At 75.2% G+C, this 23,999-nt stretch carries 21 protein-coding genes and 1 tRNA gene; 8 read left to right on the forward strand and 14 right to left on the reverse strand.

What is annotated here, in order from left to right; translation table 11 throughout:
* Window positions 1-46: 46 nt before the first annotated feature.
* Window positions 47-388 (reverse strand): hypothetical protein, encoded by a 342-nt coding sequence (locus U5M74_RS09940; RefSeq protein WP_410908580.1) that lies wholly within the window; start codon window positions 386-388, stop codon window positions 47-49.
* A 2-nt stretch (window positions 389-390) separates the two neighbouring features.
* Here U5M74_RS09940 and U5M74_RS09945 point away from each other — a divergent pair, with 2 nt between their 5' ends.
* The 3 genes from U5M74_RS09945 (at window position 391) to U5M74_RS09955 (ending at window position 3,705) form a co-directional block, all read left to right on the forward strand.
* The gene (locus U5M74_RS09945) at window positions 391-762 is read left to right on the forward strand and encodes a RidA family protein (protein WP_410908582.1); all 372 of its coding nucleotides are present in this window, start codon (window positions 391-393) and stop codon (window positions 760-762) included.
* 76 nt (window positions 763-838) lie between these two features.
* Window positions 839-2,530, forward strand: coding sequence for a sensor histidine kinase (locus tag U5M74_RS09950; RefSeq protein ID WP_410908584.1), 1,692 nt, complete (start codon window positions 839-841; stop codon window positions 2,528-2,530).
* Window positions 2,527-3,705, forward strand: coding sequence for a hypothetical protein (locus tag U5M74_RS09955; RefSeq protein ID WP_410908586.1), 1,179 nt, complete (start codon window positions 2,527-2,529; stop codon window positions 3,703-3,705). The genes U5M74_RS09950 and U5M74_RS09955 overlap by 4 nt, the downstream gene beginning before the upstream one ends.
* A 43-nt stretch (window positions 3,706-3,748) precedes the next feature.
* On the opposite strand, the gene U5M74_RS09960 is transcribed toward U5M74_RS09955, so the two are convergent.
* On the reverse strand, window positions 3,749-4,186 hold the full coding sequence (locus U5M74_RS09960) for a response regulator transcription factor (RefSeq protein WP_410908588.1): 438 nt from the start codon (window positions 4,184-4,186) through the stop codon (window positions 3,749-3,751).
* A 121-nt stretch (window positions 4,187-4,307) separates the two neighbouring features.
* Between U5M74_RS09960 and U5M74_RS09965 the strand changes: the two genes are divergently transcribed.
* The 3 genes from U5M74_RS09965 to U5M74_RS09975 all read left to right on the forward strand — a co-directional run bounded on the left by U5M74_RS09965 (window position 4,308) and on the right by U5M74_RS09975 (window position 6,501).
* Complete coding sequence (locus U5M74_RS09965; RefSeq protein ID WP_410908590.1) at window positions 4,308-4,943, forward strand: hypothetical protein; 636 nt, start codon at window positions 4,308-4,310, stop codon at window positions 4,941-4,943.
* Between the two features lie 113 nt (window positions 4,944-5,056).
* Window positions 5,057-5,920: a thymidylate synthase gene (locus U5M74_RS09970; protein ID WP_410908592.1), complete on the forward strand. Its 864-nt coding sequence runs from the start codon at window positions 5,057-5,059 to the stop codon at window positions 5,918-5,920.
* A gap of 5 nt (window positions 5,921-5,925) precedes the next feature.
* On the forward strand, window positions 5,926-6,501 hold the full coding sequence (locus tag U5M74_RS09975) for a dihydrofolate reductase (protein ID WP_410908594.1): 576 nt from the start codon (window positions 5,926-5,928) through the stop codon (window positions 6,499-6,501).
* Window positions 6,502-6,644: 143 nt separating this feature from the next.
* Here the strand turns inward: U5M74_RS09975 and U5M74_RS09980 are convergent, their stop codons facing one another.
* Entirely contained in the window at window positions 6,645-8,165 is a 1,521-nt protein-coding gene (locus U5M74_RS09980) for a xylulokinase (protein ID WP_410908596.1), read from the reverse strand.
* Window positions 8,166-8,303: 138 nt separating this feature from the next.
* A complete protein-coding gene (gene xylA, locus U5M74_RS09985; protein ID WP_410908598.1) occupies window positions 8,304-9,470 on the reverse strand; it encodes a xylose isomerase in 1,167 nt (388 codons plus the stop codon).
* A gap of 89 nt (window positions 9,471-9,559) precedes the next feature.
* Between xylA and U5M74_RS09990 the strand changes: the two genes are divergently transcribed.
* Together U5M74_RS09990 and U5M74_RS09995 are read left to right on the forward strand one after the other, a co-directional pair.
* Window positions 9,560-10,765, forward strand: a complete 1,206-nt coding sequence (locus tag U5M74_RS09990; protein WP_410908600.1) for an ROK family protein — start codon at window positions 9,560-9,562, stop codon at window positions 10,763-10,765.
* A gap of 252 nt (window positions 10,766-11,017) precedes the next feature.
* Window positions 11,018-11,090: transfer RNA gene (locus U5M74_RS09995), tRNA-Arg, on the forward strand.
* A 30-nt stretch (window positions 11,091-11,120) separates the two neighbouring features.
* Here U5M74_RS09995 and U5M74_RS10000 read toward each other — a convergent pair.
* The 10 genes from U5M74_RS10000 to U5M74_RS10045 all read right to left on the reverse strand — a co-directional run bounded on the left by U5M74_RS10000 (window position 11,121) and on the right by U5M74_RS10045 (window position 23,978).
* Window positions 11,121-12,350, reverse strand: coding sequence for a saccharopine dehydrogenase family protein (locus tag U5M74_RS10000; RefSeq protein ID WP_410908602.1), 1,230 nt, complete (start codon window positions 12,348-12,350; stop codon window positions 11,121-11,123).
* Window positions 12,351-12,389: 39 nt separating this feature from the next.
* Window positions 12,390-14,516 carry a SpoIIE family protein phosphatase gene (locus U5M74_RS10005; RefSeq protein ID WP_410908604.1) on the reverse strand — a complete coding sequence of 709 codons (2,127 nt, stop codon included), beginning with the start codon at window positions 14,514-14,516 and terminating at the stop codon, window positions 12,390-12,392.
* Between the two features lie 131 nt (window positions 14,517-14,647).
* On the reverse strand, window positions 14,648-15,364 hold the full coding sequence (locus U5M74_RS10010; RefSeq protein WP_410908606.1) for an SIR2 family NAD-dependent protein deacylase: 717 nt from the start codon (window positions 15,362-15,364) through the stop codon (window positions 14,648-14,650).
* Window positions 15,365-15,452: 88 nt separating this feature from the next.
* Window positions 15,453-16,964, reverse strand: a complete 1,512-nt coding sequence (locus U5M74_RS10015) for a PucR family transcriptional regulator (RefSeq protein ID WP_410908608.1) — start codon at window positions 16,962-16,964, stop codon at window positions 15,453-15,455.
* Window positions 16,961-18,031: a DUF917 family protein gene (locus U5M74_RS10020; protein ID WP_410908610.1), complete on the reverse strand. Its 1,071-nt coding sequence runs from the start codon at window positions 18,029-18,031 to the stop codon at window positions 16,961-16,963. The genes U5M74_RS10015 and U5M74_RS10020 overlap by 4 nt, the downstream gene beginning before the upstream one ends.
* Before the next feature lie 5 nt (window positions 18,032-18,036).
* The gene (locus U5M74_RS10025; RefSeq protein WP_410908612.1) at window positions 18,037-19,155 is read right to left on the reverse strand and encodes a DUF917 domain-containing protein; all 1,119 of its coding nucleotides are present in this window, start codon (window positions 19,153-19,155) and stop codon (window positions 18,037-18,039) included.
* Entirely contained in the window at window positions 19,152-20,243 is a 1,092-nt protein-coding gene (locus U5M74_RS10030) for a DUF917 domain-containing protein (protein WP_410908614.1), read from the reverse strand. The genes U5M74_RS10025 and U5M74_RS10030 overlap by 4 nt, the downstream gene beginning before the upstream one ends.
* A 1-nt stretch (window position 20,244) precedes the next feature.
* A complete protein-coding gene (locus U5M74_RS10035) occupies window positions 20,245-21,792 on the reverse strand; it encodes a hydantoinase/oxoprolinase N-terminal domain-containing protein (protein WP_410908616.1) in 1,548 nt (515 codons plus the stop codon).
* Between the two features lie 70 nt (window positions 21,793-21,862).
* Window positions 21,863-23,200, reverse strand: coding sequence for a purine-cytosine permease family protein (locus tag U5M74_RS10040; protein WP_410908618.1), 1,338 nt, complete (start codon window positions 23,198-23,200; stop codon window positions 21,863-21,865).
* A gap of 172 nt (window positions 23,201-23,372) precedes the next feature.
* On the reverse strand, window positions 23,373-23,978 hold the full coding sequence (locus tag U5M74_RS10045) for a GNAT family N-acetyltransferase (RefSeq protein WP_410908620.1): 606 nt from the start codon (window positions 23,976-23,978) through the stop codon (window positions 23,373-23,375).
* Window positions 23,979-23,999 lie beyond the last annotated feature (21 nt).

Below are 23,999 nucleotides of genomic sequence, written 5' to 3' on the forward strand. Positions count from 1 at the left end.
CCGGGCGCACGGGCACCGGCGGGCGCTGCCGTCGGCGCGGGAGGCCTCAGCCCACCTCGAGCCGTCCGTCGACCAGCCGCACGGTGCTGACGGGACCCTCCGCGCTGGCCAGCAGCTCCTCGAGGTGCACCGACAGCAGGGCGAACGCCTGCCACTCGCGGGGACGCCGGGGCCACAGCGCGTCCAGGTCGTCCCCGTCGAGCCCCGCGACGTACGCCGCGAGGCTCTTCTCGGAGAGCTGCCACCGCAGGGGCGAGGTGACGAGACCGTGGAACGCGTCGATCCGGACGGTGCCGCCGGAGACGATCTCCAGCGTGACGCCGTCGCTGCCGGTGAGCTGGTCGACCAGGCGGGCACGGGGGGTGCTGCTGTCGGCGGGGCGTGCCACGCGTGGAGGGTAGCGCCGAGCGTCGTACCTTCCCGGCTTCCGGCGCCCGGAAGCCGGGAAAGTCCGACGCTCGGCGTCCAGTCGGGCAGAACGGCGTCGACCGCGACGGCGTGCTGGTCGAGGGCTTCGCGGCCCAGACGCAGCAGGCGGTGCGCAACCTGCTCGCCGTCCTGGCCGCGGCCGGCGCGGGGCCCGAGCACGTCGTCAAGCTCACCGTCTACCTCGCCGCGGGCTCCGACCCCGCCGAGGGGTACGCCGCGACCCGCGCCGTCTGGGGCGACCACCGCACGGCCGTCACCGTGGTGGCCGTGACCCCGGCGCGCCCCGGCGTGCTCGTGGAGATCGACGCGGTCGCCGCGCTGCCGCAGGGCTGACACGACGCGCGGAGCACGTCCCGGTCGCCCGGGTCACCGCCTCGGGCGGTGCATCCGCTCGGATACAGTTCGCCCCATGGGGGCGGTCGTGGGGGAGCCGCGCCGGGAGGAGACGACCGACCGGCGCTCGGCGGTGTTCCTCCAGCACCTGCCGTTCGTGGCCACCGCGGCCCTCGCCACCGTCGGGCTCACCGTCTACGAGCACGAGATGGTCGTCGACGGCGCCTACCTCGCCGGCGTCGTCGTCCTGGTCCTCGGCGTGGCCCTCACGCTGCTCGTGCCGTGGCAGCGCCTCGGCCCGCGGGCCGAGCTCACCGTGCCGCTGGTGGACCTGCTCGCCGTCGCCCTGTTCGTGGGCAGCGAGACGGCGCCCGTCTCCCTGCTGGCGATCTTCCCGGTGCTGTGGCTCGCGCAGCGGCACGGGACGCTGGGCGTCGGGCTCGCGATCGCGGGGGCGTTCCTGGTGACCTGGCTGCCGACCGCGATCGCCGGCTCGGCCGTCTCGCGCGACCAGATCGCCCGCGTCGCCCTCGTGCCCGTGGTGCTGACGGCGGTGGCCCTGTCGGTGGGCGCGATCCAGCGCCGCTCCGACGCCCGCAACCTGCTGATGCGCCGGCAGGGCACCGTGCTGCGCCGGGCGGCCGCGGAGCTCGGGTCGGAGCGCCGGCTCCTCGAGGCGGTCCTCGGCACCGCGGGCGCCGGCATCCTGGTCATCGACGCCGAGGGGCGGCTGGTGCTCGTCAACCGGCTCATCACGGAGGTCACGCACGGGGTGCTGCGGCCCGGGCTGCGGATCGACGACCTGCCCCCGGACCGCTCGGTCGCACCGGAAGGGGTGCCGCTCGAGGACGGACCTCTCCACCGCGCCATCCGCGGCGAGCAGTTCGACAGCGAGGTCGGCTGGTTCGCCCTTCCGGTCGGGCGCATGGCGCTGCGGGCGTCGGTCGTCCAGCTCGACGACGCCGACCCGACCACGGGCGGCCGCCTCGCCGTCGTGACGTTCGAGAACCTCACCGAGCAGCTCACCGCGCTGGAGCTCAAGGAGGACTTCGTCGTCGCCGCGTCGCACGAGCTGCGCACCCCGCTGACGTCGATCGTCGGCCACCTGGAGCTGGCGGTCGACGCGCCGGACCTGCCTCCGGCCGTCGCCAGGCACCTCGACGTCGCCACGCGCAACGCCGACCGCCTGCTGACGCTCGTGGGCGACCTGCTGACGGCCGCGGCGGCCCGTGGGGGCGACCTGGCCCTCGTGCGCGCCGACCTGGACCTCGCCGCCGTGGTGGACGAGGCGGTCGCCGCGATCTGCCCGGTGGCCCAGGCGGCCGGGCTGCGCGTGGTGTGGACGCCGCCGTCGGGCGGTGCGCCGGTGCACGGCGACGCGGCGGCGCTGCGCCAGGTGGCCGACAACGTCCTGGCGAACGCCGTGAAGTACTCCGACGCGGGCGGCGTCGTGGAGGTGTCGCTGCACGCGGGCTCCGGGCGCCCGGGCGACCGGGAGGTGGTGCTGCGCGTGCGCGACGAGGGCGTCGGCATCGCCCCGGAGGACGTGCACCAGGTCTTCACCCGCTTCTACCGCGCCCGGGCTGTGCGCCACGGGTCGCGGCACGGCACCGGGCTGGGCCTGCACATCTGCCGCCAGATCGTCGAGGCGCACGGCGGCACCATCGACCTCGAGAGCGAGCCGGGCCGCGGCACCACGGTGCGCGTCCGGCTCCCCATGGCCGACGCCGGGTCCACCGGCGCGCAGACGGCGGGGGTGGGGTCATGACGGGCCTGGACGAGACGACGCTGCTCGTGGTGTCGCCGACCGTGCAGCTCGTGGTCGGGGCGCTGTACGTGCTCAACGTCTGGCGCCGCGGGCGCCCCGACGTCGTCGACCGCTGCTGGACGCTGCCGTTCCTCGCGGCGATCGTCACGACGTTCGCCTACCTGGCGAGCGCCGCGTCGACGGCGCTGTGGTGGGCCGTGGCGCTCGGCAACGCCTCGTTCGTGCTCGGGCTCGGCGCGATCTGGTCCGGGGCGCGCGCCCGCGAGGGCCGCAGGACGCTCCTGTGGGTGGTGGCGGCCAGCGCCGGCGTGGCCGCGCTGGCGGTGCTCGTCGAGGGGCCCGACGAGGGGGAGTGGGCCGGCGGCCTGGTCTACCTCCTCGGCATCAGCGTCTGGGGGATCATGGCCGCGGTCGAGCTGCTCGGCCGGTCCCACGCCGCGCGCCGGGCCCCGGAGGCGGTCGCGTTGGGGCTGACGTGCGCCGCGGCGGGCACCTACTACGCCGTCCGCGCGGTCGCGTTCGCCGCGGGCGGGGCCGAGTCCGAGTTCTGGCTGCGGTGGCTGCCCACGTCGACCACGACGCTCATCAACCTCATGCTCATCCTCGTCGGCGCGTTCACGATGATGGCGCTGCGCACCCGCGAGAACGCGGAGGTGGCCGCGGTGCGCTACGACCCGGTGCTGGGCACGCGGACGCTGCCGCACCTGGTGCAGGCCGTGGCCGCGCGCGAGGGCGCCGGCCGCGTGCACGTGCTGGCGCTGCGGCTGCTCGACGCCGGAGCGCTGCGCGACGCGTTCGGCCGCGACGGCCGCGAGCAGGCGCGCCGCCACCTGGCCGACGTCGTGCTGGACCTGCTGCCGACGGGCGGCGCGGCGGGCAGCGACCCGTCCCGCGGCGACGAGCTGGTCGTCGTGCTGCCGGGCGACGCCGACGGCTGGCTGCGCGGGCTGCGGCGGGCGCTGCTCGACCGGCCGCTGCACCTGGACGGCGACACGGTGGGGCTCGACGTCGGGTGCGCGGCGGCGTCGGGCAGCGCCCGGGAGGTCGTCGCGCTCGTGCGGACGGCCCGTGCGCGGTTGACCGGAGAGGGTCGCGCGGACGGCGTCCCGGGGGACGTCACGGCCGACGTCACGGCCGACGTCACGGCGGCCGAGCCGGACGCGAGGACCGCCTGACCCGCGGCGGGACGCGCCGGGGCGGCGGGACGGGCTCCTCGGGCTACTCGGTCCCGGTACCGGTCCCGCGGGCGCCGCGGGGCTTCGCCAGCAGCGCCTCGATCCGGGCGCGCAGCTCGCGCGGGCGGAACGGCTTCGTCAGGTAGTCGTCGGCGCCGGCGTCCATCCCCGTCAGCGCGTCGATCTCGTCCGCGCGGGCGGTGAGCATCACGACGTAGGTGTCGGAGACCGCGCGGATGCGGCGGCACACCTCGAACCCGTCGATGTCGGGCAGGCTCACGTCCAGGGTGGTGATCAGCGGTTCGGACCGCCGCACCGCCTCGACGCCGTCGTGCCCCGTGGCCGCCGTCTGCGTGGTGAAGCCGGCCTGGGTGAGCACGGTGTCGAGCAGGTCGCGGATGTCCGGGTCGTCCTCGACGATGACCGCGGTGCGCGCCCGAGCATCGGTCGGAGCGCCTGAGGGCGTCTGTCCAGCGGTCACGCTGGCACCCTAGCGGGGTGCGTTCCCGGGCGCACCGTCCCGGCGCCGACGAGGTCCGCGAGGGCTCTCGCCAGGTCGGCGCGTGGTGCGGGGTCGCGGCGCCGCTGCCACTATCGGCACCATGAGAGCTGGGGGCGACGACGGACGGCCGGGTGCGGGCGGTGCAGCCCCGGTCGGCGCGGCGGGCGCGAGCGGGACCGGCGCGGGCGGCGCGCAGCCGGTGGGTGGGGCGGCCGGCGGCCGCGACTGGCGCGCCGTCGGGCGCAAGGCGGTGCTGTGGTTCCTGGTCGCCGCCATCGTGCTGGTCGTGTTCTGGCTGCTGGCGCGCTACCTGCCGGGCTGGTGGGCCGGCACCGTCGGCGACCTGGTGCACGGCGAGTTCTCGCTGGGCGCCTGGTGGGGCCTGTTCTTCGGCACGGTCTTCACGTTCCTGCCGGTGATCGTCATCGGCCAGACCATCCGGCGGTGGGACGGCTGGGAGCCGCCCGTGCTGCTCACGGGCTTCGGGCTGCTGCTGGCGGCGCCCAACTGGCTGACGCTGTGGGTGGCGGTGGGCCCCCACCCGTCCGCGCGGGCCGCCAAGGTCGTCCTCGACGCCGAGGCGCCCGGGTTCGGCGGCGGCACCGCCTGGGGAGCACTGCTCGGCGCGCTGCTGGGCGTCGCGCTCCTGCTGCTGTGGCGCGGCTGGCGCCGCCGGGGCAAGGAGCTGCGCGCGATGCGCCACGAGCGGGAGGCCGCGCCGGGCGACACGCCCTGACCCCGGGCGCGCGCTGCGCCGTCGGGCCGCACCGCCCGTCGCCCACGGACGCCGTCGGGCGCCGGCCCGCGGCGTCCGCCGCACCGTCAGGCCCCGCGCCTACACTGGCGGCCATGAGCGACGCGCTGCGCGAGGCCCCGGCCGCGGTCCCTGCCACCCTCGCGACGGACGGCTCGCCCGCCGTCGCCACCCCGTACGAGGACCTGCTGCGCGACGTGCTCGAGAACGGCACGCACAAGTCCGACCGCACGGGCACCGGCACCACCAGCGTGTTCGGCCGGCAGATCCGCTACGACCTGTCGCAGGGCTTCCCGCTGATCACCACCAAGCGCGTGCACCTGAAGTCGGTGGTGTACGAGCTGCTGTGGTTCCTGCGCGGCGACTCCAACGTGCGCTGGCTGCAGGAGCACGGTGTGTCGATCTGGGACGAGTGGGCCTCGCCAGAGGGCGAGCTCGGCCCGGTCTACGGCGTGCAGTGGCGCTCGTGGCCGACGCCGGACGGCCGGCACGTCGACCAGATCCAGCAGGTGATCGAGCAGATCCGCACCAACCCGGACTCGCGCCGCCTCATCGTCAGCGCGTGGAACGTGGCCGAGATCTCCAACATGGCGCTGCCGCCGTGCCACCTGCTGTTCCAGTTCTACGTGGCCGACGGCAGGCTGAGCTGCCAGCTCTACCAGCGCTCGGCGGACATGTTCCTCGGGGTGCCGTTCAACATCGCCTCGTACGCGCTGCTGACCCACATGGTGGCGCAGCAGACCGGCCTCGAGGTCGGCGAGTTCGTCTGGACCGGCGGCGACTGCCACGTCTACGACAACCACCTCGAGCAGGTGCGCGAACAGCTCTCCCGCGAGGCATACCCGTACCCGCGCCTGGAGCTCGCCCCGCGCGACTCGATCCTCGACTACGCCTACGAGGACGTGCAGGTGGTCGGCTACCAGCACCACCCCGCCATCAAGGCGCCGGTCGCGGTCTGACGCGCGTGATCGGACTGATCTGGGCCCAGGCGCACGACCCCGCCGGGCGCGCCGTCATCGGCGCGGGCGGCGCCATCCCGTGGCGCGTGCCCGAGGACTTCGCGCACTTCAAGCGGACGACGTCAGGGCACCCCGTGGTGATGGGGCGCCTCACGTGGGAGTCGCTGCCGGCGAAGAACCGGCCGCTGCCCGGGCGCACCAACGTGGTGGTGACGCGCGGCTCGCGGCCCGTCGTCGAGCCGGTCCGGCCGACGGCGCCGGAGGACCCCGCCGCGACGGTGCGGACCCTCGCGCCCGCGACGCCGCGGCTCGTCGTCGTCACCTCGCTGGAGGAGGCGCTCGCGGCCGCGGAGGACGCCCCGGGCGGCGAGGAGGTCTGGGTGATCGGCGGCGGGCAGGTCTACGCGCAGGCGCTGCCGCGCGCCGACCGCTGCGTCGTCACCGAGGTGGACGTCGAGGTCGAGGGCGACGCGTTCGCCCCGCCGCTCGACCCGGGCCAGTGGGAGCTCGTCGACGACGGTGCCTGGGAGACGTCGTCGACCGGGCTGCGCTACCGGTTCCGCGCCTACGCCCGGCGCTGACCGCGCCGAGATAGAGACCCCCAGCGCCGAGATAGAGAGGGCGTCCGCCGAGGTAGAGAGTCGGCTCTCTATCTCGGCGGGCGCCCTCTCTATCTCGCGAGGATGCCGCTCTATCTCGGCGTCTGTGGGGGGAGCGGACTCCGTCAGACGAGGTCGCGCACCGCCGCGTACTGCTTGCGGATCACCGGCTGCGGGTCCGCCACCAGCGTCGTGGCGACCGACGTCGACCACTCCGGCGCCTCCACCGGCTCGCCGGCGCGCGCCGAGGCGAGCACCCACGCGGCCTGGCGCGCGGCGCCGTCGGCCACGTACTCGCCGGGCTCGGGCACGGCGATGGAGACGCCGAACACCTGCGGCGCGATGCGCTGCACGGCCGGCGACTGCGCGGCGCCGCCGATGAGCATGACCCGCTCGATCGGCACGTCGAGCGCCCGCAGCGCGTCGAGCCCGTCGGCCAGGCCGCACAGCATGCCCTCGACGTAGGCGCGGGCGAGGTGCTCGCGCGTCGAGGTCTTCAGCCGGATGCCGTGCAGCGTGCCGGTGGCGTCCGGGCGGTTCGGGGTGCGCTCGCCCTCGAGGTAGGGCACCAGCACGAGGCCGTCGGCCCCGGGCGGGGCGGCGAGCGCGAGGCGGGCCAGCTCGTCGAACTCGACGTCGAGCACCGTGCGGGCGGCGTCCAGCACGCGGGCGGCGTTGAGCGTCACCGCGAGCATGAGCGAGTTGCCGGTGGCGTCGGCGAAGCCGTTGATGGCGCCGGAGCCGTCGGCGGTGCGGGTCGGCGCCACGGCCGAGACGACGCCGGAGGTGCCGATGGAGATGGCGATGTCGCCCGGGCGCATGCCCAGGCCCAGCGACGCGCCGGCGTTGTCACCGGCGCCCGGCCCGATGAGCGCCCCGCCCTCGACGTCGGCGCCCGCGACGGAGGCGTGCGCGACGCCGCCCGCCTCGGTCGGCGTGAGCACGCGCGGCAGCACGACGTCGTCGCGGCCCAGGGCCAGGCGCAGCAGGTCGCGGCGGTAGGCGCCGGCGCCCTCGGCCACGGCGCCGTCCGCCTCCGACGCGGACGCGTCGGCGTCGTAGTAGCCGGTGCCGGAGGCGTCGGAGCGGTCGGTGAACAGCTTGTCGAGCTGCGGGCCGAGCGGCGCGCTGGCGTCGTCGGCGGGGCCGTAGCCGGCGATGCGCCAGCTCAGCCAGTCGTGGGGGAGCGCGACGGCGGCGATGCGCGCGGCGTTCTCCGGCTCGTGGTCGCGCACCCAGCGCAGCTTGGTGACGGTCAGGGAGGCCACGAGCACGGACCCGACGGCGTCGGCCCAGCGCTGGGCGCCGGCCTCGCGGTCGCCGTCGCCGAGCTCGCGGATCAGGTCCTCGGCCGAGCCGGCCGAGCGGGTGTCGTTCCACAGCAGCGCCGGGCGGATCACGTTGCCGTCCGCGTCGAGCGCCACGAGGCCGTGCTGCTGGCCGCCGACGGCGATCGCGGCGACGTCGTCCAGGCCGCCCGCGGCCTCGGCCGCCTGCGTGAACGCATCCCACCAGTGCCGGGGGTCGACCTCGGTGCCGTCGGGGTGCTTCGCGGAGCCGCTGCGGACCAGCCGCCCGGTGTCGGCGTCGCGGACGACGATCTTGCAGGACTGCGTGGAGGAGTCCACGCCGGCGACGAGGGGCATCGTTGCTTCCTTCGGAAGGGACGGGTCGGGGCCCGGAGGACTGGAGGAACGGGGGTGGACGCCGTCGTGGGCGGGGCCCCGGCGGCGCGCTGCGCGCGCGCCACCGGGACCCCGCCCACCGGCGGGGTGCTGCTCGGCTCAGCCGATGAGGTGCTTGAGCGCGAGCTGGTGCAGGCGCACCAGGCCGTAGTCGCGCTCGGCGGCGGCGTCGACGTCGAAGTCGGCGTCCACCGAGGAGTCGGCGAGGAAGGCGTCGAACGACTCGCCCTCGGCCAGCGTCGCCTCGTTGAGCTCGAAGATGCCGGCGTGCTCGAACGCGGCCTGGACCTCCGGGTCCTCGCGGTAGGCCTTGGCCTTGGCCGCGAGCAGGTCGTAGGTCTCCATGTTGGCCTTGGCCGACTCCCACACGCCGTCGAGGTACTCGGTGCGCGACGGCTTGTAGTCGAAGTGGCGCGGGCCCTCGTAGCGCGGGCCGCCGTTGGGGGCGCCGTTCTCGAGCAGGTCGACCGTGAAGAACGCGTTGAGCAGGTCGCCGTGGCCGAACACCAGGTCCTGGTCGTACTTCGGGCCGTGCTGGCCGTTGAGGTCGATGTGGAAGAGCTTGCCGCAGTACAGCGCCAGCGCGATGCCGTGCGTGTAGTTGAGGCCGGCCATCTGCTCGTGGCCCGTCTCCGGGTTGAGGCCCACGATGTCGCCGTTGTCGAGCGTGTTGATCAGCGCGATGGCGTGACCGATCGTCGGCAGGAAGATGTCGCCGCGGGGCTCGTTCGGCTTGGGCTCCAGGCCGATCTTGAGGTCGTAGCCCTTCTCCTTGATGTAGGCGGCCACGGTGTCGATGCCCTCGGCGTAGCGCGCGTGCGCCGCGATGAGGTCCTTCGAGTTGTCGTACTCGGTGCCCTCGCGGCCACCCCACATGACGAACGTGGAGGCGCCCATCTCGGCGGCGTTGTCGACGCTGCGCAGCACCTTCTTCAGGCCGAAGCGGCGGACCTGGCGGTTGTTCGAGGTGAACGCGCCGTCCTTGAAGACCGGGTGGCTGAAGGTGTTGGTGGTGACCATCTCGCAGACGAGACCGGTCTCCTCGGCCGCCTTCTTCACCGCGTCGATGCCGCGCTGACGCTCGGTCTCGTCGGCGCCGAACGGGAAGATGTCGTTGTCGTGGTAGGTGAAGCCCCACGCGCCCAGCTCGGCGAGCTTGCGGATGGACTCGGCCGGGTCGAGCTCCGGACGGGTCGCGGTGCCGAACGGGTCGTTGGCGGGCCAGCCCACGGTCCACAGGCCGAACGAGTACTTGATGTCGCTCACGGTGGTCTCCTCGTCGAGCCACGCCCGCGTCGGCGCGGCGATTTGTTGGATGGCTGAACTATTACCCGGCGCTCGGCTACAGTCAAGCCATGACCGCCGAGCCGACGACGACCGCCCGCGGGGCCGCCGCGCGCCAGCACACGCTGCGCGAGCGCAACCTCCGGCTCGTCGTCCGCGCGGTGTTCGACGCGCCCGAGCCACTCTCCCGCGCCGACGTGGCCGCCGCGACCGGGCTGGCGCGGGCCACGGTGTCGACCCTGGTCGACCGGCTCGTGGCCGGGGGGCTCGTGGCCGAGCTGCCGCCGGTCGCCGCCCAGCGCGCCGGCCGCCCCGCGGTGCCGCTGCGGCCCGCCGCGCGCACCGTTGTCGGGCTCGGGCTCGAGGTGAACGTCGACTACCTCGGCGTCACCGTCCTCGACCTCGCGGGGCAGGTGGTCGACGAGCGCGTCGAGCCGGGCTCGTTCCACGACAGCGACCCCGACGTCGTGCTGCCGCGCCTCGGCGAGCTCGCGCGGAAGGTGGTCGACGACGCCGAGGCCGCCGGAATGCGCGTGGCCGGGGCGCGGCTGGCGCTGCCGGGCCTGGTCGACGCCCGCACCGGGCTGCTGCAGGTGGCGCCCAACCTCGGCTGGTCGTCGATGGACCCCGTGCCGGCGCTCGGGCTGCGCACCCGCGACGGCGAGCCGCTGCCGGTCGAGGTCGCCAACGAGGCCAAGCTCGCCGCCGCGGCCGAGCTCGCCGGGGACGTGCCGCCGTCGTTCCTCTACGTCTCGGCCGACGTCGGCATCGGCGCCGGCATCGTCGTCGACCGCCGGCTGTTCCTGGGGGAGCGCGGCTGGAACGGTGAGATCGGGCACGTGGTGGTCGACCCGGCCGGGCCGCGCTGCTCCTGCGGCAACCACGGCTGCCTGGAGCAGTACGCCGGCAAGGAGGTGCTGCTGCGCGAGTCCGGGTTGGCGGTCGACGCGCCGGTGGAGGCGCTCGTTGCTGCGCTGCGCGCCGGGGATGGTGCCGCGCTGGCCGCCGTGGGCCGCGGCGGGCGGGCGCTGGGGCAGGCGCTCGCGGCGTTCGTGAACCTCGTCGACGTGGAGACCGTGGTGCTCGGCGGCGCCTACACCGCGCTGTACGAGTGGCTCGGCGGCGTCGTCGCCGCCACGGTGCAGACGACGGCGCTGGCCGCGCCGTTCTCGCCGGTGGCGGTGCGCCCGGCGGCGGCCGGCCCGCACGCGGCCACCGTGGGCGGGGCGCGCGAGGTGCTGCGGGAGGTGCTGGCGAACCCCGCCGCGTGGGTGTGACGGGGCGCTGGCCCGAGTTCTGTTCAGGGTGTCCGGCCGACGGCACGTGGGCTCGGCAGTCCGTCGCGGGCTCGGCACCTCGTGCTGCCGACCTGACGACAAGCTGGCGAATCGACGCCGCCACGGTGGCTGGCGACTGCCGGGGTGAGCCGCCCGCTCACCTGCCCGCACGTCGGCGCGCTAGGCTGTGGGCGGTCCGTCGCCGGGTGCAGCCCGACGGCGGAGCGGGTCGCCCGCTCGCGAGCGGCCCGAGCGCCTGTAGCTCAGTGGATAGAGCACCGCTCTCCTAAAGCGGGTGTCGAAGGTTCGAATCCTTTCAGGCGCACCTCGATCGCTGTGTCGCCAAGCGTCCGGGTCACCGCGCCGCCGCCTCGTACGTGTGCCCCGCCGCTCGCAGCCGCTCGACCAGCACGTCCCCGATGCCGGTGGCCGGCGTCAGCGAGCCCGCCGAGTCCGGCAGCCGGTCCTCGTCGAAGGCCAGCGCCAGCGCCGACTCCCCGAGCATCACGGCGGTCGCCGCGTACCCCGGGTCGCCGGGTCCGGCGGCCACGGCCTCGTAGCGCTCCCCGGTAGCAGTAAGCGCCCGCAGCTCCATCCGGAACCACCCGGTGCGGCGCGTCTCCTCGTCGGGGCCCGTGCCGGCGTCGGGCAGGACCCGATCGAGCAGCGCACGGGCGGGCGGCACGGCGAACGCCGCCGCAGCGAGGCCCATCCCGGCGCTCACACCGAAGGCCCCGAGCGCCCCGCCGGCGCCACGCCCCGTCCCCGCGACCTCCCCGTACCGCAGCCCTCGCCCGTAGGCCCAGCCCTGCAGGGCGTTGGACCGCCGCACGACGCGGGTGTTGATCGACGCCATCGGGAAGGGCGCCGTCCAACGTCCGTCGACCAGTCGGTCGGGCGCGGGGTGGTCGGCCGGCTGGGGCGTCCCCGGCTCGGCGCCCCGGTCCGGGCTGAGGGCGAACGGGTCGGCGAGCAACTTCCGCACGGAGGCGTCGCTCGCGGCGAGCTCGGCGATGCCGCGCAGCGACGCGACGGTCCCGCCGCTCACGCCGCCGCGGGCCCGCGCCACCGTCAGCACGCGCCCGAGCGGGCCGGCGCCGTCGGCCTCGACGCGGCGGTGCAGGGTCAGCACCGCGAGGTCGGACGGGACCGAGTCGTACCCGCAGCAGTGCACCAGCCGCGCCCCGGACGCCCGCGCGACGTCGTCGTACCGGTCGATCGCCTGGCGGAGGAACGGCGCCTCGCCGGTGAGGTCCGCGTAGTGCGTCCCCGCCCGCGCGCACGCCTCGACCACCGGCAGGCCGTGGCGCAGGTACGGGCCCACGGTGCTGACGACGACGCGGGTCGCGCCCGCCATCGCCGCCAGCGACGCCGCGTCGGACGCGTCCGCCACCAGCACCGGCCAGTCCCGGCCGCGACCCGGCAGCTCGTCGCGAGCCCGTTCGACCTTCTCCCGCGACCGCCCCGCGAGGGCGATGCGAGCGCTCTCGGGCGCGTGCTCGGCCAGCTGGGCGGCGACGAGCCGCCCGACGAAGCCGCTGGCGCCGAAGACGACGATGTCGTGGTCGCGGGAGTCAGGCGTCATGCGGGGATGGTTGCCAGGCGGCGAGCGCGTCGCAACCCGCTAGGCCCGCGGCCGGACCGCCACGAGAGCGACGTCGTCGAACGGGTGCTCCGGCAGCATCCGCGCGACGACCTCGTCGCACAGCCGGTCCAGGCTCAGGCTCGCCAGCCCGCTCAGCGTCTCCCGCAGCTGCTCCATGCCCGCCCGCAGGTGCCGGTCGCGGCGCTCGACGAGCCCGTCGGTGTAGAGCACCACGGTCGCGCCGGGGGCGAGGACCACGGAGCCCTCATGGCGCACGCTGTCCGGCATGACGCCGAGCAGCGCGTCGGGCCGTCCCGCCGACAGGGGCGTGACGACGCCGTCGGCGTCGACCAGCATCGGCAGCGGGTGCCCGGCGCTGGACCAGCGCAGCCGCGTGCCGCCGGGGCCATCGGAGCCAGAGCCCGAGCCGGCGGCCTCGGCACCGTCCTCGCGCACCGGTTCCAGCCGGGCGACGACGACGGTCGCGATCGCGTCCGACCGCAGCGTCCGCAGCGCCCGGTCGACCTGCGTCAGCAGCTCGGCAGGCCCGGCGCACGTGGTCACGGCGATGCTGCGCAGCGCGGAGCGCACGTGGCTCATGGTCACCGCGGCCTCGAGGTCGTGGCCCACCACGTCCCCGATCACCACCACGGTGCCGCCGTCCGGCTGCAGGAACGCGTCGTACCAGTCGCCGCCCACCTGGTTGGCCTGCGCGGCGGGGTGGTAGCGCACGGCGATCTGCGCCCGCTCCGGCTGGATCGGCTCCGTCAGCAGCGACCGCTGGAACCCCTCGGCCACGTGCCGCTGCTCCCGGTACAGCCGGACGTTGTCCAGCGCCAGCGCCGCCCGGCGGGCGACGTCCTCGGCGCTGGCCAGCTCCTCGGCGGTCATCGGCTCGCGGCCCGGACCGCGGAACAGGCTCAGCGCGCCCACGGTGCGCCCGCGCGCCCGCATCGGCAGCGCGGTGCCCGACGCCGGCGCCAGCCGCCCCATGAGGTCGTGCGCCTCGCCCTCGTGCAGCACGCCCTGGATCGCGCGGTACGCCGGCGGGGCGATCGTCACGGGGGCGCGGGCCGACATCGCCCGCTGCAGGAACGAGTCGTCCTTGAGGTGGGCCAGGCGAATCTGGGCGTACCGCTCGACCAGCGGGCGCGTCGCCTCGTCGGCGTGCCACGACCCGATGTCCCGCAGCCGGCGGGCGTGCTCGTCGACGCGCCAGGACGCGATGTCGGGCCGCCGCCGCGTGTGCGCCGAGCCGTCGTCGTCCTCCACGATGCTGACCACGCACCAGTCGGCCAGGGTCGGCACCAGGAGCTGGGCGAGCCGCGCCACGGCCGGCTCGACGTCGAGCGTCTCCGTCAGCTCCTCGCTCACCCGCCCGGCCAGGTCGGCGCGCTGCGCGGCGTGCGCCAGCCGGTCCTGGTCCTTGCGGCTTGCGGTGATGTCGAGGAAGTAGACCGACAGGCCGTCGGGGCTCGGCCACGCCCGCACCTCGTACCAGCCGTCCAGCGGGGCCGGGTAGTACTCCTCGAAGCGTGCCGGCTCGCCGGTCGCCATCGCGTGGCGGTAGTGCCGCTCGAAGTCCGACCCGAGCGCCGCCGGGAACAGCTCCCACACCTCGCCGCCGAGGAGCCGGTCGCGGGTGCTGCCCAGCAGGCGCTCGGCCTCGGCGTTGACGTAGGTGAAGCGCCACTGCCGGTCGAGGGAGTAGAACGCCGCCGGCATGGTCTCGAGCACGCGCTCGACCCGGGCGTGGCTCTCCTGCGTGATGGTGGTGTCGTAGGCGGCGCCGATGAGGCGGACGGCGCGGCCGTCGTCGCCCGCGACCGCGCGGCCGCGGGCCCACACCCAGCGCGAGCTGCCGTCGGGCAGGAAGGTGCGGAACTCCGGCGCGTACTCGCCACAGGTGTCCCGCGCCCGCTCCAGGGCCTCGGTGACCCGGCCGACGTCGTCCGGGTGGACGCGGCGCAGGAAGCTGTCGATCGTGCGGTCGAACGTGCCGTCGTCGTACCCGAACATCTCGAGCAGCCGCCGGTCCCAGTGCAGCGCGCCGGAGCGCAGGTCCCACTCGAAGGTGCCGATCCGCGCGGCCTGCACCGCGAACTCGGACACGTCGCCGGGGTCGACGGACGGCAGGGCCGGGAGCTGCGGGCGGTCCTGCGTCATCCACCCCTCCTTCGTCGACGGGGGCGCGTGGTGCACATCATGCCTTCTCCGGCACACCACGGACAGCGGGCGCGGGCCGGTCTCACGGGCCGGTCGGTCCCGCCGGCAGGGGCGTTCGCCGACGACGGTGCTCAGCCCGCCAGCAGCTCCTCGACGAGCGCCGGCACGGCCTCGTCGATCGGCTCGCGCAGCACCCGGTCGGCCAGCCGGTCGTAGGGCGTGGGCTCGGCGTTGACGACGACGAGGTCGGCCCCGTGGTCCAGCGCCACCAGCGGCAGCGTCGCCACCGGGTGCACGGTGAGCGACGTGCCTACCGCCACGAACAGCGAGCACGCCTCCGCCGCCCGGAACGCCCGCTCCAGCGCCTGCTGCGGCAGCACCTCGCCGAAGTACACGACGTCCGGCTTGAGCACCCCGCCGCAGCGCGGGCAGGGCGGGTCCGGCTCGGCGGCGACCCGCGCGAGCACCTCCGCCGTCGGGCCGGTCCAGTCGCACACCGTGCACGACGTCGTCACGGCCGACCCGTGCAGCTCGACCACGTCCTGGGGTGCCGAGCCGGCCGCCTGGTGCAGCCCGTCGAAGTTCTGCGTGAGCACCGCCTCGAGCACCCCCGCCTCGGCGAGCCGCACGAGCGCGCGGTGCGCCGCCGTCGGCCGCGCGTCCCACGCCGGGTGCGCGGCCCACCACCGCCAGCCGGAGGTGCGCACGTCGGGCTCGGCGAGGTAGGCGTCGATCTCCAGCAGTCGCACCAGCTCCGGGTGGCGGGTCCACACGCCGTCCGGCCCGCGGAAGTCCGGGATGCCGGACCCCGTGGAGATGCCGGCCCCGGTGAGCACGGTGACGGTCATGCGGTCACCGTAGATCGGTTGTGGGTACAGAACACGCCGGGCGTTCTCCAGGACGCACGGCGTGTTCTGTCCCCACAACGGCGGGAGGTCAGGCGTCCGGCCCGTCCGGCGGCACCACCGTGCGGCACGCCAGGTGCACCGCGAGCCGGGCGTCGGGGTCGGTGAGGTCGACGCCGAGCTCCTCCTGGATGCGCTGCATGCGGGTGGTGACCGTGTTGCGGTGCACGCCGAGCGCCGTGGCGGTGCCGGCGACCTGCGACTCGTGGTCGAGGTAGGCCGACAGCGTGCGCAGGTCGGAGGGGCTCAGCGGCTCCAGCAGCGACCGGGCCGCCGGGGCGAACGTGTCGTTGCCCGTCCAGGCGAGCAGCAGCTGCTCCAGGCCGAGGCGGTCGATGTGCAGGAACCAGCCGGTCGACGCCCGGGTGGTGGCCAGCCGCGCGGCGTCGGCCGCCTCGCCGAGCGTCGCGGACAGGCCCGGCCCGCCCTCGCGCAGGGTGCCGACGCCGGTGGCGATCGAGTACTGGGACTGGGCGTCGGTGTGCAGCCGGCGCAGCAGGGCGATGTGGTCGGCCAGCGTCGCGGCGCTCGGCACCTCCGTGTAGCTGAGCCAGCCGGTGACGCCGCGGCCGCGGGTGGTCACGTGCGAGTCCACCGGGATCGCCCCGAGGCGGCGGCTGACGTGCTGCGCCAGGTCCACCGGCTCGGCCCGGTGCCGGGCGACCATGCGGAAGCCCACGTGGTAGCCGATCGTGCGCCAGCCGCGCTCGCGCATGCGGCGCGCCACCTCGGCGTCGGGCACGCCGCGCTGCTCGAGGAAGTCGCCGAGCAGCCCGGACGAGCGCGACACGTCGCTGAGCGCCACCACCTCGTCGATGAGCAGGCGCGCGGCGACCATCGGCATCGCCACCTCGGCCACCGTGGTCAGCGCCGCGAGCTGGGCGTCGGTGAGCACGCGGTCGTGCAGCACCAGCCGCAGGCCGCCGCGGGTGGGGCTGTCGACCCGCACGGACGCGGCGGCGCCGTCGTCGGTGCGCACGGTGTGCGCCCAGCCGGCGAAGTCCACCGCGGCGTGCAGCCGCGGCGGCAGCGGGTGGCCGACCTCCACCAGCACCTCGTCGCGGTCGACGAGCGCGACGGCGTGGCCGAGGTTGGCGGCCAGGTCCCGCAGCAGGTCGCGCAGGTCCTCGGCGTGGTACTCGATGGTCTGCGCGACGCGGCGCACCAGTGTCAGGGTGAGCGCGTCGCGCTGCGCCAGCAGCTCCCAGCACGCCCGCGCGAGCTGCGTGGGGCGCTCCGCGGCGAGCACCACGAGCCCGAGCCGCTCGGCCAGGTCGCGGCTCACCTCGCGCGCCGGCTCGGGCAGCGCCAGGCCGGTGAAGCCGCGGTCGCGCACGCGGCGCAGCAGCGCGTCCGTCTGCCACGGCGTGGGCGGGCCGGGGGAGGTGAGGACGGCGAGCGCGCCGTCCGCGCGGTCGGGCAGGTCCGCCTCGGCGGTCTCGACGACGACGTCGCGCCACTCGGCGTGCTGGCCGGCCACGAGGCGCACGCCACCGGTGCGCGGGGCGGCCAGCAGCCCGGCCGGCGAGAGGGCGGTGCTCACGGGGCCTCCGGTCGGTCGGCCGGGACGGGGGCGGCGGGCGCGGGCAGGTCCAGGCCCTGCAGCCCGTAGGCGGACGGCGACGCGCGCGCGTGCCGCCGCGGCTCGTGCCACCACGCCGGCGCGGGCACGGCGTATAGCAGCACGCCGCGGCCACGGCGCAGGCCGCCGACCGGCACGACCTCGCGGGTCACGGCGTCGACGACGACGAGCACGGTGGGGGCGCTGACCACGACCTGCCCGTCGCGGACCAGGGCCAGGTGCTCGGTGCGCGTCACCAGCCGGTACACGGGCCCGTCCGGGGCGACGAGGTCGACCGAGGTGACGCGCGCGTCGCCGGCCAGCGGCGCCGTGCCGAGCACGCGCGCCTCGCCCACCAGCTCGCCGCCGATCGCCCGGGCGAGCTCGCGGGGGTCGCCGTGCCGGGCGGCGAGGAACCCGCGGCCGGCGTCCAGCGCGCGGGAGACGGAGCCGACGAGCGCGTGCCGGGCCAGGTCGCCCACGGTGAAGCCGCCGACGACGATGCCGGCCCAGCCGCCGGCCGTCGTCGTGGCGGTGCGCAGGATCTTCTCCACGTCGGCGGGGCGCGAGCCGTCCAGCACGACGACGCCGGCGCCCGTGGTGCCGGCGAAGACCACGCCGGGCACGTCGTCGACGAGCAGGGAGAACTGGTCGAGGTCGGGCAGCGCGCGGCCCATGAGGTCGGCGTCGACGAGGCGCCGCCGCGGCGGCAGGGCCAGCGGCGTCAGGCCGTTCATCCCGCCGATCTCCGCCCAGCAGACGGCCGGGACGGGCGTGCCGAGCCACCGCTCGAGGGCGGCGACGGGCGCGGCGAAGGGGTCGAGCGACGGCAGCCGCTCGGTGAAGAGCATCGTGGAGCCCATGACCGCCACGGCCAGGCACGGCGTGGACGGGTCGAGCTCGCCGACGGCGTGCACCGGGCGCGGGGGGTGCGGCGCGCCCCGGAGCATCAGCTCCAGGACGGTGGTCGCGCCGCCCCCGCCCGCGCCCAGCAGGGCCGCCCCCGCCGCCAGCGCCGGCACGTCGTGGCTGGCGAGGGTGCGGGGCATGGCGGTCAGCCTACGGAGGTGGTGGCGCGGCCCTCCACAGCCTGCTCCACCGGCACGAACGCCTCGTCGATGCCGAAGGCGTTCGGGCCGAACGCGGCGAGCGCCTCGGGCGTGCGCATCATGTCCGGCGTCGAGATGCCGATGACGCGCACCCGCTGGCCGTACCGCAGGCCCTCGGTGGTGATCGGCTCGGCCGTCTCCGCGTCCAGGACGCAGATCAGGTCGGGCACGATCGCCACGAGCCGGCCGTCGACGTGCGCGGTGAGGTTCTCGTTCTGGAACCGCAGCTCCAGCTCGCTGCCGCCGTCGGCCGCCGCGACGCGCGCGGCGCCCTTGGCGAACCCGTCCGTGGTGCGCCGCTCGACGTCGTGCACCTTGCCCACGAACAGCTCGCGCACGTGCGGGTACAGCGTGGTGGACAGGGTCTCGGCGATCGCCTCGAACGGCGAGCGCTTGGTCTCGCGCGCCTCGCGGATGGCGGTGCCGAGGCGCAGCGCCATCGACAGCGTGCGCGGCACCGCCGTGCGGCGCACGTCCGCGCCGGACATCGCGTACTCGGCGATGTGCCCGACGCCGCCCAGGCGGATGGTCACCGCGCGGGCGAGCCACTCCATCTGCCGGTCGTCGTCGCCGGTGTCGATCACGACGGTCTCGCCGCGCTCGCCGGCCAGCGCCAGCGGGGAGCCGTGCACGCCGTAGACGGCGAACGTCTCCATGGACAGCTCGGGGAACGCCCGGCCCATGCCGTCGGCGTCCACCACGGGCAGGCCCGTCTCGGCGGCGACGACCAGCGGGATCATCGAGTTGATGCCGCCGCACTCGATCGGCATCGTGGCGTCCGCCGTGCGGCCCAGGTGCTTCTCCAGCGTGCGCAGCGCGAGCGTCGGCTCGGTGCCGGCCGGGATCTTCTCCACCATCACCGTGGGCGCGCCCATCTGCGCGGTGGGGATCACGAACAGGTCGTCGGCGACCTCGTCCGGGTCGAGGATCGTGATGGCGCCGTCGCCGAGCACCCGCTCGACGAGCCGGCGCCCGATGTACGGGTCGCCGCCGCCGCCGGTGCCCAGCAGGGTGGCGCCGCGGGCCAGGTCGGCGAGGTGCTCGGCGCGCAGCTCCCAGCTCATGCCGCCACCTCCACGCCGTCCGAGACCCGCCCGTCGTACCGGCGGGCCGGCACGTCGTAGCCGAAGTAGCGGGGCCCGACCATCGCCAGCGCCTCGGCCGAGTGCCAGCGCGGGTCGGCCGGCGCGGCGACCACGCGCACGCGCTGGCCGTACCGCAGGCCCTCGGTGGTGACGGCCTCGCCGCTGTCGTGCTCGAGCACCATGATCAGGTCCGGCGTGGTGACGACGACGTCGTCCCCGGCGCGGGCGATGAGGTGCTCGTTCTGGAACTCGAGGGTCAGCGTGCCGGTGGGGCCGTCGATCCGCGCGCGGCCGCGGGCGAAGCCCGTCGTCGTGACGCGCTCGACGTCCACCACCTTGCCGGCGAACACCTCGCGGCCGCCGAGCACGTCGGCCACCCGGGTGACCGGGTCGGCGTGCTCGGCCCGGGCGGCGTCCACAGCCGCGCCGAGCTCGACGCAGGCCCGCAGCGAGCCCTGCACCAGGCACTCGCGGGCCTGGGCGCCGGTCATGGCGAACCCGGCGATCATCACCGAGCAGCCCATCTCCACGGCAGCCACGCGGACGATGCGCTCGGTCCAGGTGTTGTCCACCGTGGTGAGCACGCCGGTGTTGCCCTTGTCGTCGGCGAAGGCCAGCGGCGAGGCGGTGATGCCGTACAGGGTGGGCAGCACCATCTGCACCTCGGGGAACGCCCGGCCCATGCCGTCGGCGTCCAGCAGCGGCAGGCCCAGGGCCGCGGCGGCGGCCACGGGGATGGTCGAGTTCACGCCGCCCACCTCGGCGCACGTCACGTGCGTGACGGCGCGGCCCAGCACGGCCTCGAGGGCGCGCACGGACGCGACGACCTCGTCGAGGTTCGGCAGCTTCTCCACCATGACGGTGGGCGCGCCCAGCATCGCCACGGTGATCACCACGGCGTCGTCGGGCAGCTCGTCCTGGGTGACGACGGTGACGGGGCCGTGCTCGGCGATCGCGCCGGCGGCCAGCAGCGCGCCGACGTACGGGTCGCCGCCGCCGCCGGTGCCGTAGACGGCGGCGCCGCGCGAGAGGCGGTGCAGGTCGGCGGTGTCGATGGTCCAGCTCATCTCACGCCTCCATGCTCAGGTCGCCCACGGCCTTGACCCGGATGCGCGTGGCGTTGCCGGGCAGGTAGGGGATGGGCACCTCGTCGAAGTCGACGACGCTCACCGAGGCCGGCACGGCGCCGGCCGCGACCGTCTTGTCGACCGCCTCCTGGCGCACGTCCGCCAGCACCTGGTCGCGGGTGCCCGGGGCGATGGCGTAGATCTTGTCGATCTCGCCGCCCACCTGGGCGATGGAGGCGCCGATGGCGTTGGCGACGGCGTAGTTGGCCGGGCGGTGGACCTCGCCGAACTCGCCGAGCTCGTCGGGCAGCAGCACCGAGCCGCCGCCGACGGCGACCACCGGGATGTGCGCGGCGGAGGTGCGCATCTGGTCGATCGCGTCCTCGACGCGCTGCGCGACGCGCTTGAGCACGGCGTCGACGAACGACCGGTCCAGGTGGGCGACGCGGTCGCGGTCGCCGATGTCGGCGCGGCCGGCGGCGACGGCGATGTCCGTGGCGGTCAGCGTGGAGCCGCCGAAGACCAGCGCCTCGGTGGTGAGCCGGTAGCCCACCGACTGCGGACCCACCTCCGCGGTGGCCGCGTCGACCAGCGAGCCGCCGCCGATGCCCAGCGACAGCACGTCGGGCATGCGGAAGTTGGTGCGCACGCCGGCCACGGTGACCTCGGTGGTCGCCTCGCGCGGGAACCCGTTGACCAGCAGGCCGATGTCCGCCGTCGTGCCGCCCACGTCGATGACGGCGCAGGTGTCCAGGCCGCTCGTGGCGGCGGCGCCGCGCATCGAGTTGGTCGGGCCGGAGGCGAACGTCGCCACGGGGTAGCGGCGCACGTACTCGTCGTCCATGAGCGTGCCGTCGTTCTGGCTGAGGTAGATCGGCGCCTCGATGCCCTGGGCGCGCACGGCGGCCGCGAGGCCGTCGACGATCTCGGTGGCCAGCTCGCGCAGCGCGGCGTTGATCACCGTGGCGTTCTCGCGCTCGAGCAGGCCGATGCGGCCGATCTCGTGCGACAGGGAGATGGCGACGTCGTCGCCGAGCTCGGCCCGCAGCACCTCCGCGGCCTGCAGCTCCAGGTCGTGGTTGACCGGGCTGAACACCGACGAGACGGCCACGGAGCGGATGCCGTGCGCGGCCATGTCGGCCGCGTGCCGGCGCAGCTCCTCGGGGTCGAGCGGCGAGATGGGGCGGCCGTCGAACTCGTAGCCGCCGTGCGCGAGGTAGCTGCGCGCGCTGATGGCGGTGCGCAGGTGCTCGGGCCAGTCGACCAGCGGGGGCAGGGCCCGGGTGGCGGGCAGCCCGAGCCGCAGCGCGGCCGTGGGGGCGAGGCGGCGGGCCTCGACCAGGGCGTTGATGAAGTGCGTGGTGCCGATCATCACCGCGGAGACCTGGTGGCCCTCGAACGGGTGCTGGCGGCGCAGGTCCTGCACCGCCGCCACGATGCCGCTCGTGACGTCAGGGCTGGTGGACTGCTTGACGCCGGCGAGCACGGTGGTGCCCTCCATCAGCGCCGCGTCCGTGTTGGTCCCGCCGACGTCGATTCCGATGTGCATGGTTCTCCTTCGTGGGGTGGTGCGTGCGGCGCGCCGGCGCCGCGGTCGAGCCAGGGCTGTCAGCAGGCGGTCAGCGGGCGGCGGCGACGGGCGTGGCGTCGGTGGTGACGGTGGCGGTCTCGCCGACGCCGCGCACCAGGCCGAGCCGGCCGGCGACCGCGTACAGCACGATCGCGAGCACGAGCGAGTTGATCGACGGGATGCCGACGTGGACGAAGTAGCCCACCAGCGACGAGACGAGCCAGATCACCAGGGTGGCCGGCACGACGCGCGGCGCGGTGGACGGCAGCGTCCCGTCGGCGCGGGTGGCGTCGAGCTCGCGCCGCCAGCGCTTCACGAGGAAGTACTCGGCGACCATGATCCCGGCGATCGGGGGGAACGCGACGCCCAGCACGGTGAGGAAGGCGGTGAACTTGCCGAGGATGCCCGCGGCGGCCAGCACGGAGCCGACCACGCCGAGCACGATCGTCGTCATCGTGCGCGAGAGCGCCTTGCCGAAGGTGGTGGACACGAAGTTCACCAGGCCCAGGCTCGAGGAGTAGAGGTTCCAGTCGTTGATCTTCAGCGTGCCGGTGAGCACGATCAGCAGGCCGACGACGCCGATCGACGAGGTGATGATGGCGACGATGTTGTCCGAGCTCGCGGCGTGCGCCAGCAGCACGCCGGCCAGGCCGATGACGAACTCGCCCAGGGTCACGCCGACCACCGTCTGCTTGACGACGTCGCGGCCGGAGCGGTTGAAGCGCGTCATGTCGGAGGTGATGATCGCGCCGACGATGAGGCCGCCGGCCACGATGCCCGTGCCCGCGCCGAGGCTCAGCTCCGGGCCGGGCGGCGGGGAGGTGACGAGCTCGGTCAGGGAGTGGCGGCTCAGCTCGGTGACGATCGACCAGCCGACCAGCACGAGGAACAGCGGCACCGTGATGTTCGCGAGCCACTGCATGCCGCCGAAGCCGAACGCCACGATCGCGGTGACCACGAGGCCGAAGATCAGGCACCAGCCCCACATGGGCAGCACGCCCGGCATGAGGGCGTCGAGCGACTCGGCGGAGATCGCGCTCTGGATGCCGAACCAGCCGATGAGGCTGATGCCGATGGCCAGGCCCACGAGCGACGCGCCGACCTCGCCGAAGCCGGTCCAGCGGGCCAGCAGCGCCGTGTTGAGGCCCTCGCGCTGCCCGATGATCCCGACGACGCACATGATCACCTCGAGGATGATCGAGCCGAACAGGAACGCCAGGACGGCGTTGCCGAAGGTCATGCCATAGCCGAGCGTCGCCCCCATGAGGAACTGCGACAGGGCCGAGACCTGTCCGAAGCGCTGGACGGCGATGGCGAACCAGTGCCGCTGCACGCCCGGCAGGACGCGGGACAGGGCGAAGTCGTCGGACTCTGCTGCACGTGCCATGGGGGTTCCTTCCGTTCCCGTGACTGACGCGGCAACGCTAGGAACGCGGGGGGCGGTGCTCAATAGGCGGTGTGCCCAAATTCAACGCGCTCGCTGTGCACACCGCACCGTGCGGCTCTGCTGAACCCTCCGACGGCGTCGGCGGCGGCGTCGGTGACGGCGTCGCCGCCGCTCAGGCCAGCTCGCGGCGCATCACCCAGCGGCGGCGCCCGCCGCTGTGGCCGGTCGTGGGCGCGGCGCGGACGAACCCGTGCGCCTCGAACAGCCGCGTGGTGCCGACGTACCCGGAGATCACGTCGACCCGCTCGTCCTCGCCCACCTCCACCGGGTAGCCCTCGACGACCGCCGCGCCGTGGGCGGCCGCGTGCGCGACGGCGCCCTCGAGCAGCACGTGCATGAGTCCCCGCCTGCGGTAGCCGCCGCGGACCACGAAGCACACCGCCGACCAGGCGTCGCGCTCGTCGACGAAGGGGATCGTCCGGGAGTGCATCAGCCGGCGGTAGGTGCTGCGCGGCGCGACCGAGCACCAGCCCACCGGCACCCCGTCGAGGTAGGCGAGCACGCCGGGGCCCGGCGCGGTGGCGCACTGGTCGCGCATGTAGTCGGGGCGCTCCTCGACGGGCACGCGCGAGTCGCGGTACGCCATGCACCAGCACCCCCGGCCCCCGGGCTTCTTGACCCCCACCACCTCGGCGAAGTCGTCGAACCGCCCGAGGGCGGGCAGCACCTCGGCGTGCCCGACGGCGGAGGCGGCAGTGGCCGACGTCCCTGTCCCCATGCGGGCAGGCTACGGCGCCGC

This window comes from Puerhibacterium sp. TATVAM-FAB25 (assembly GCF_046535855.1).
Lineage (GTDB): Bacteria > Actinomycetota > Actinomycetes > Actinomycetales > Cellulomonadaceae > Puerhibacterium > Puerhibacterium variabilis_A.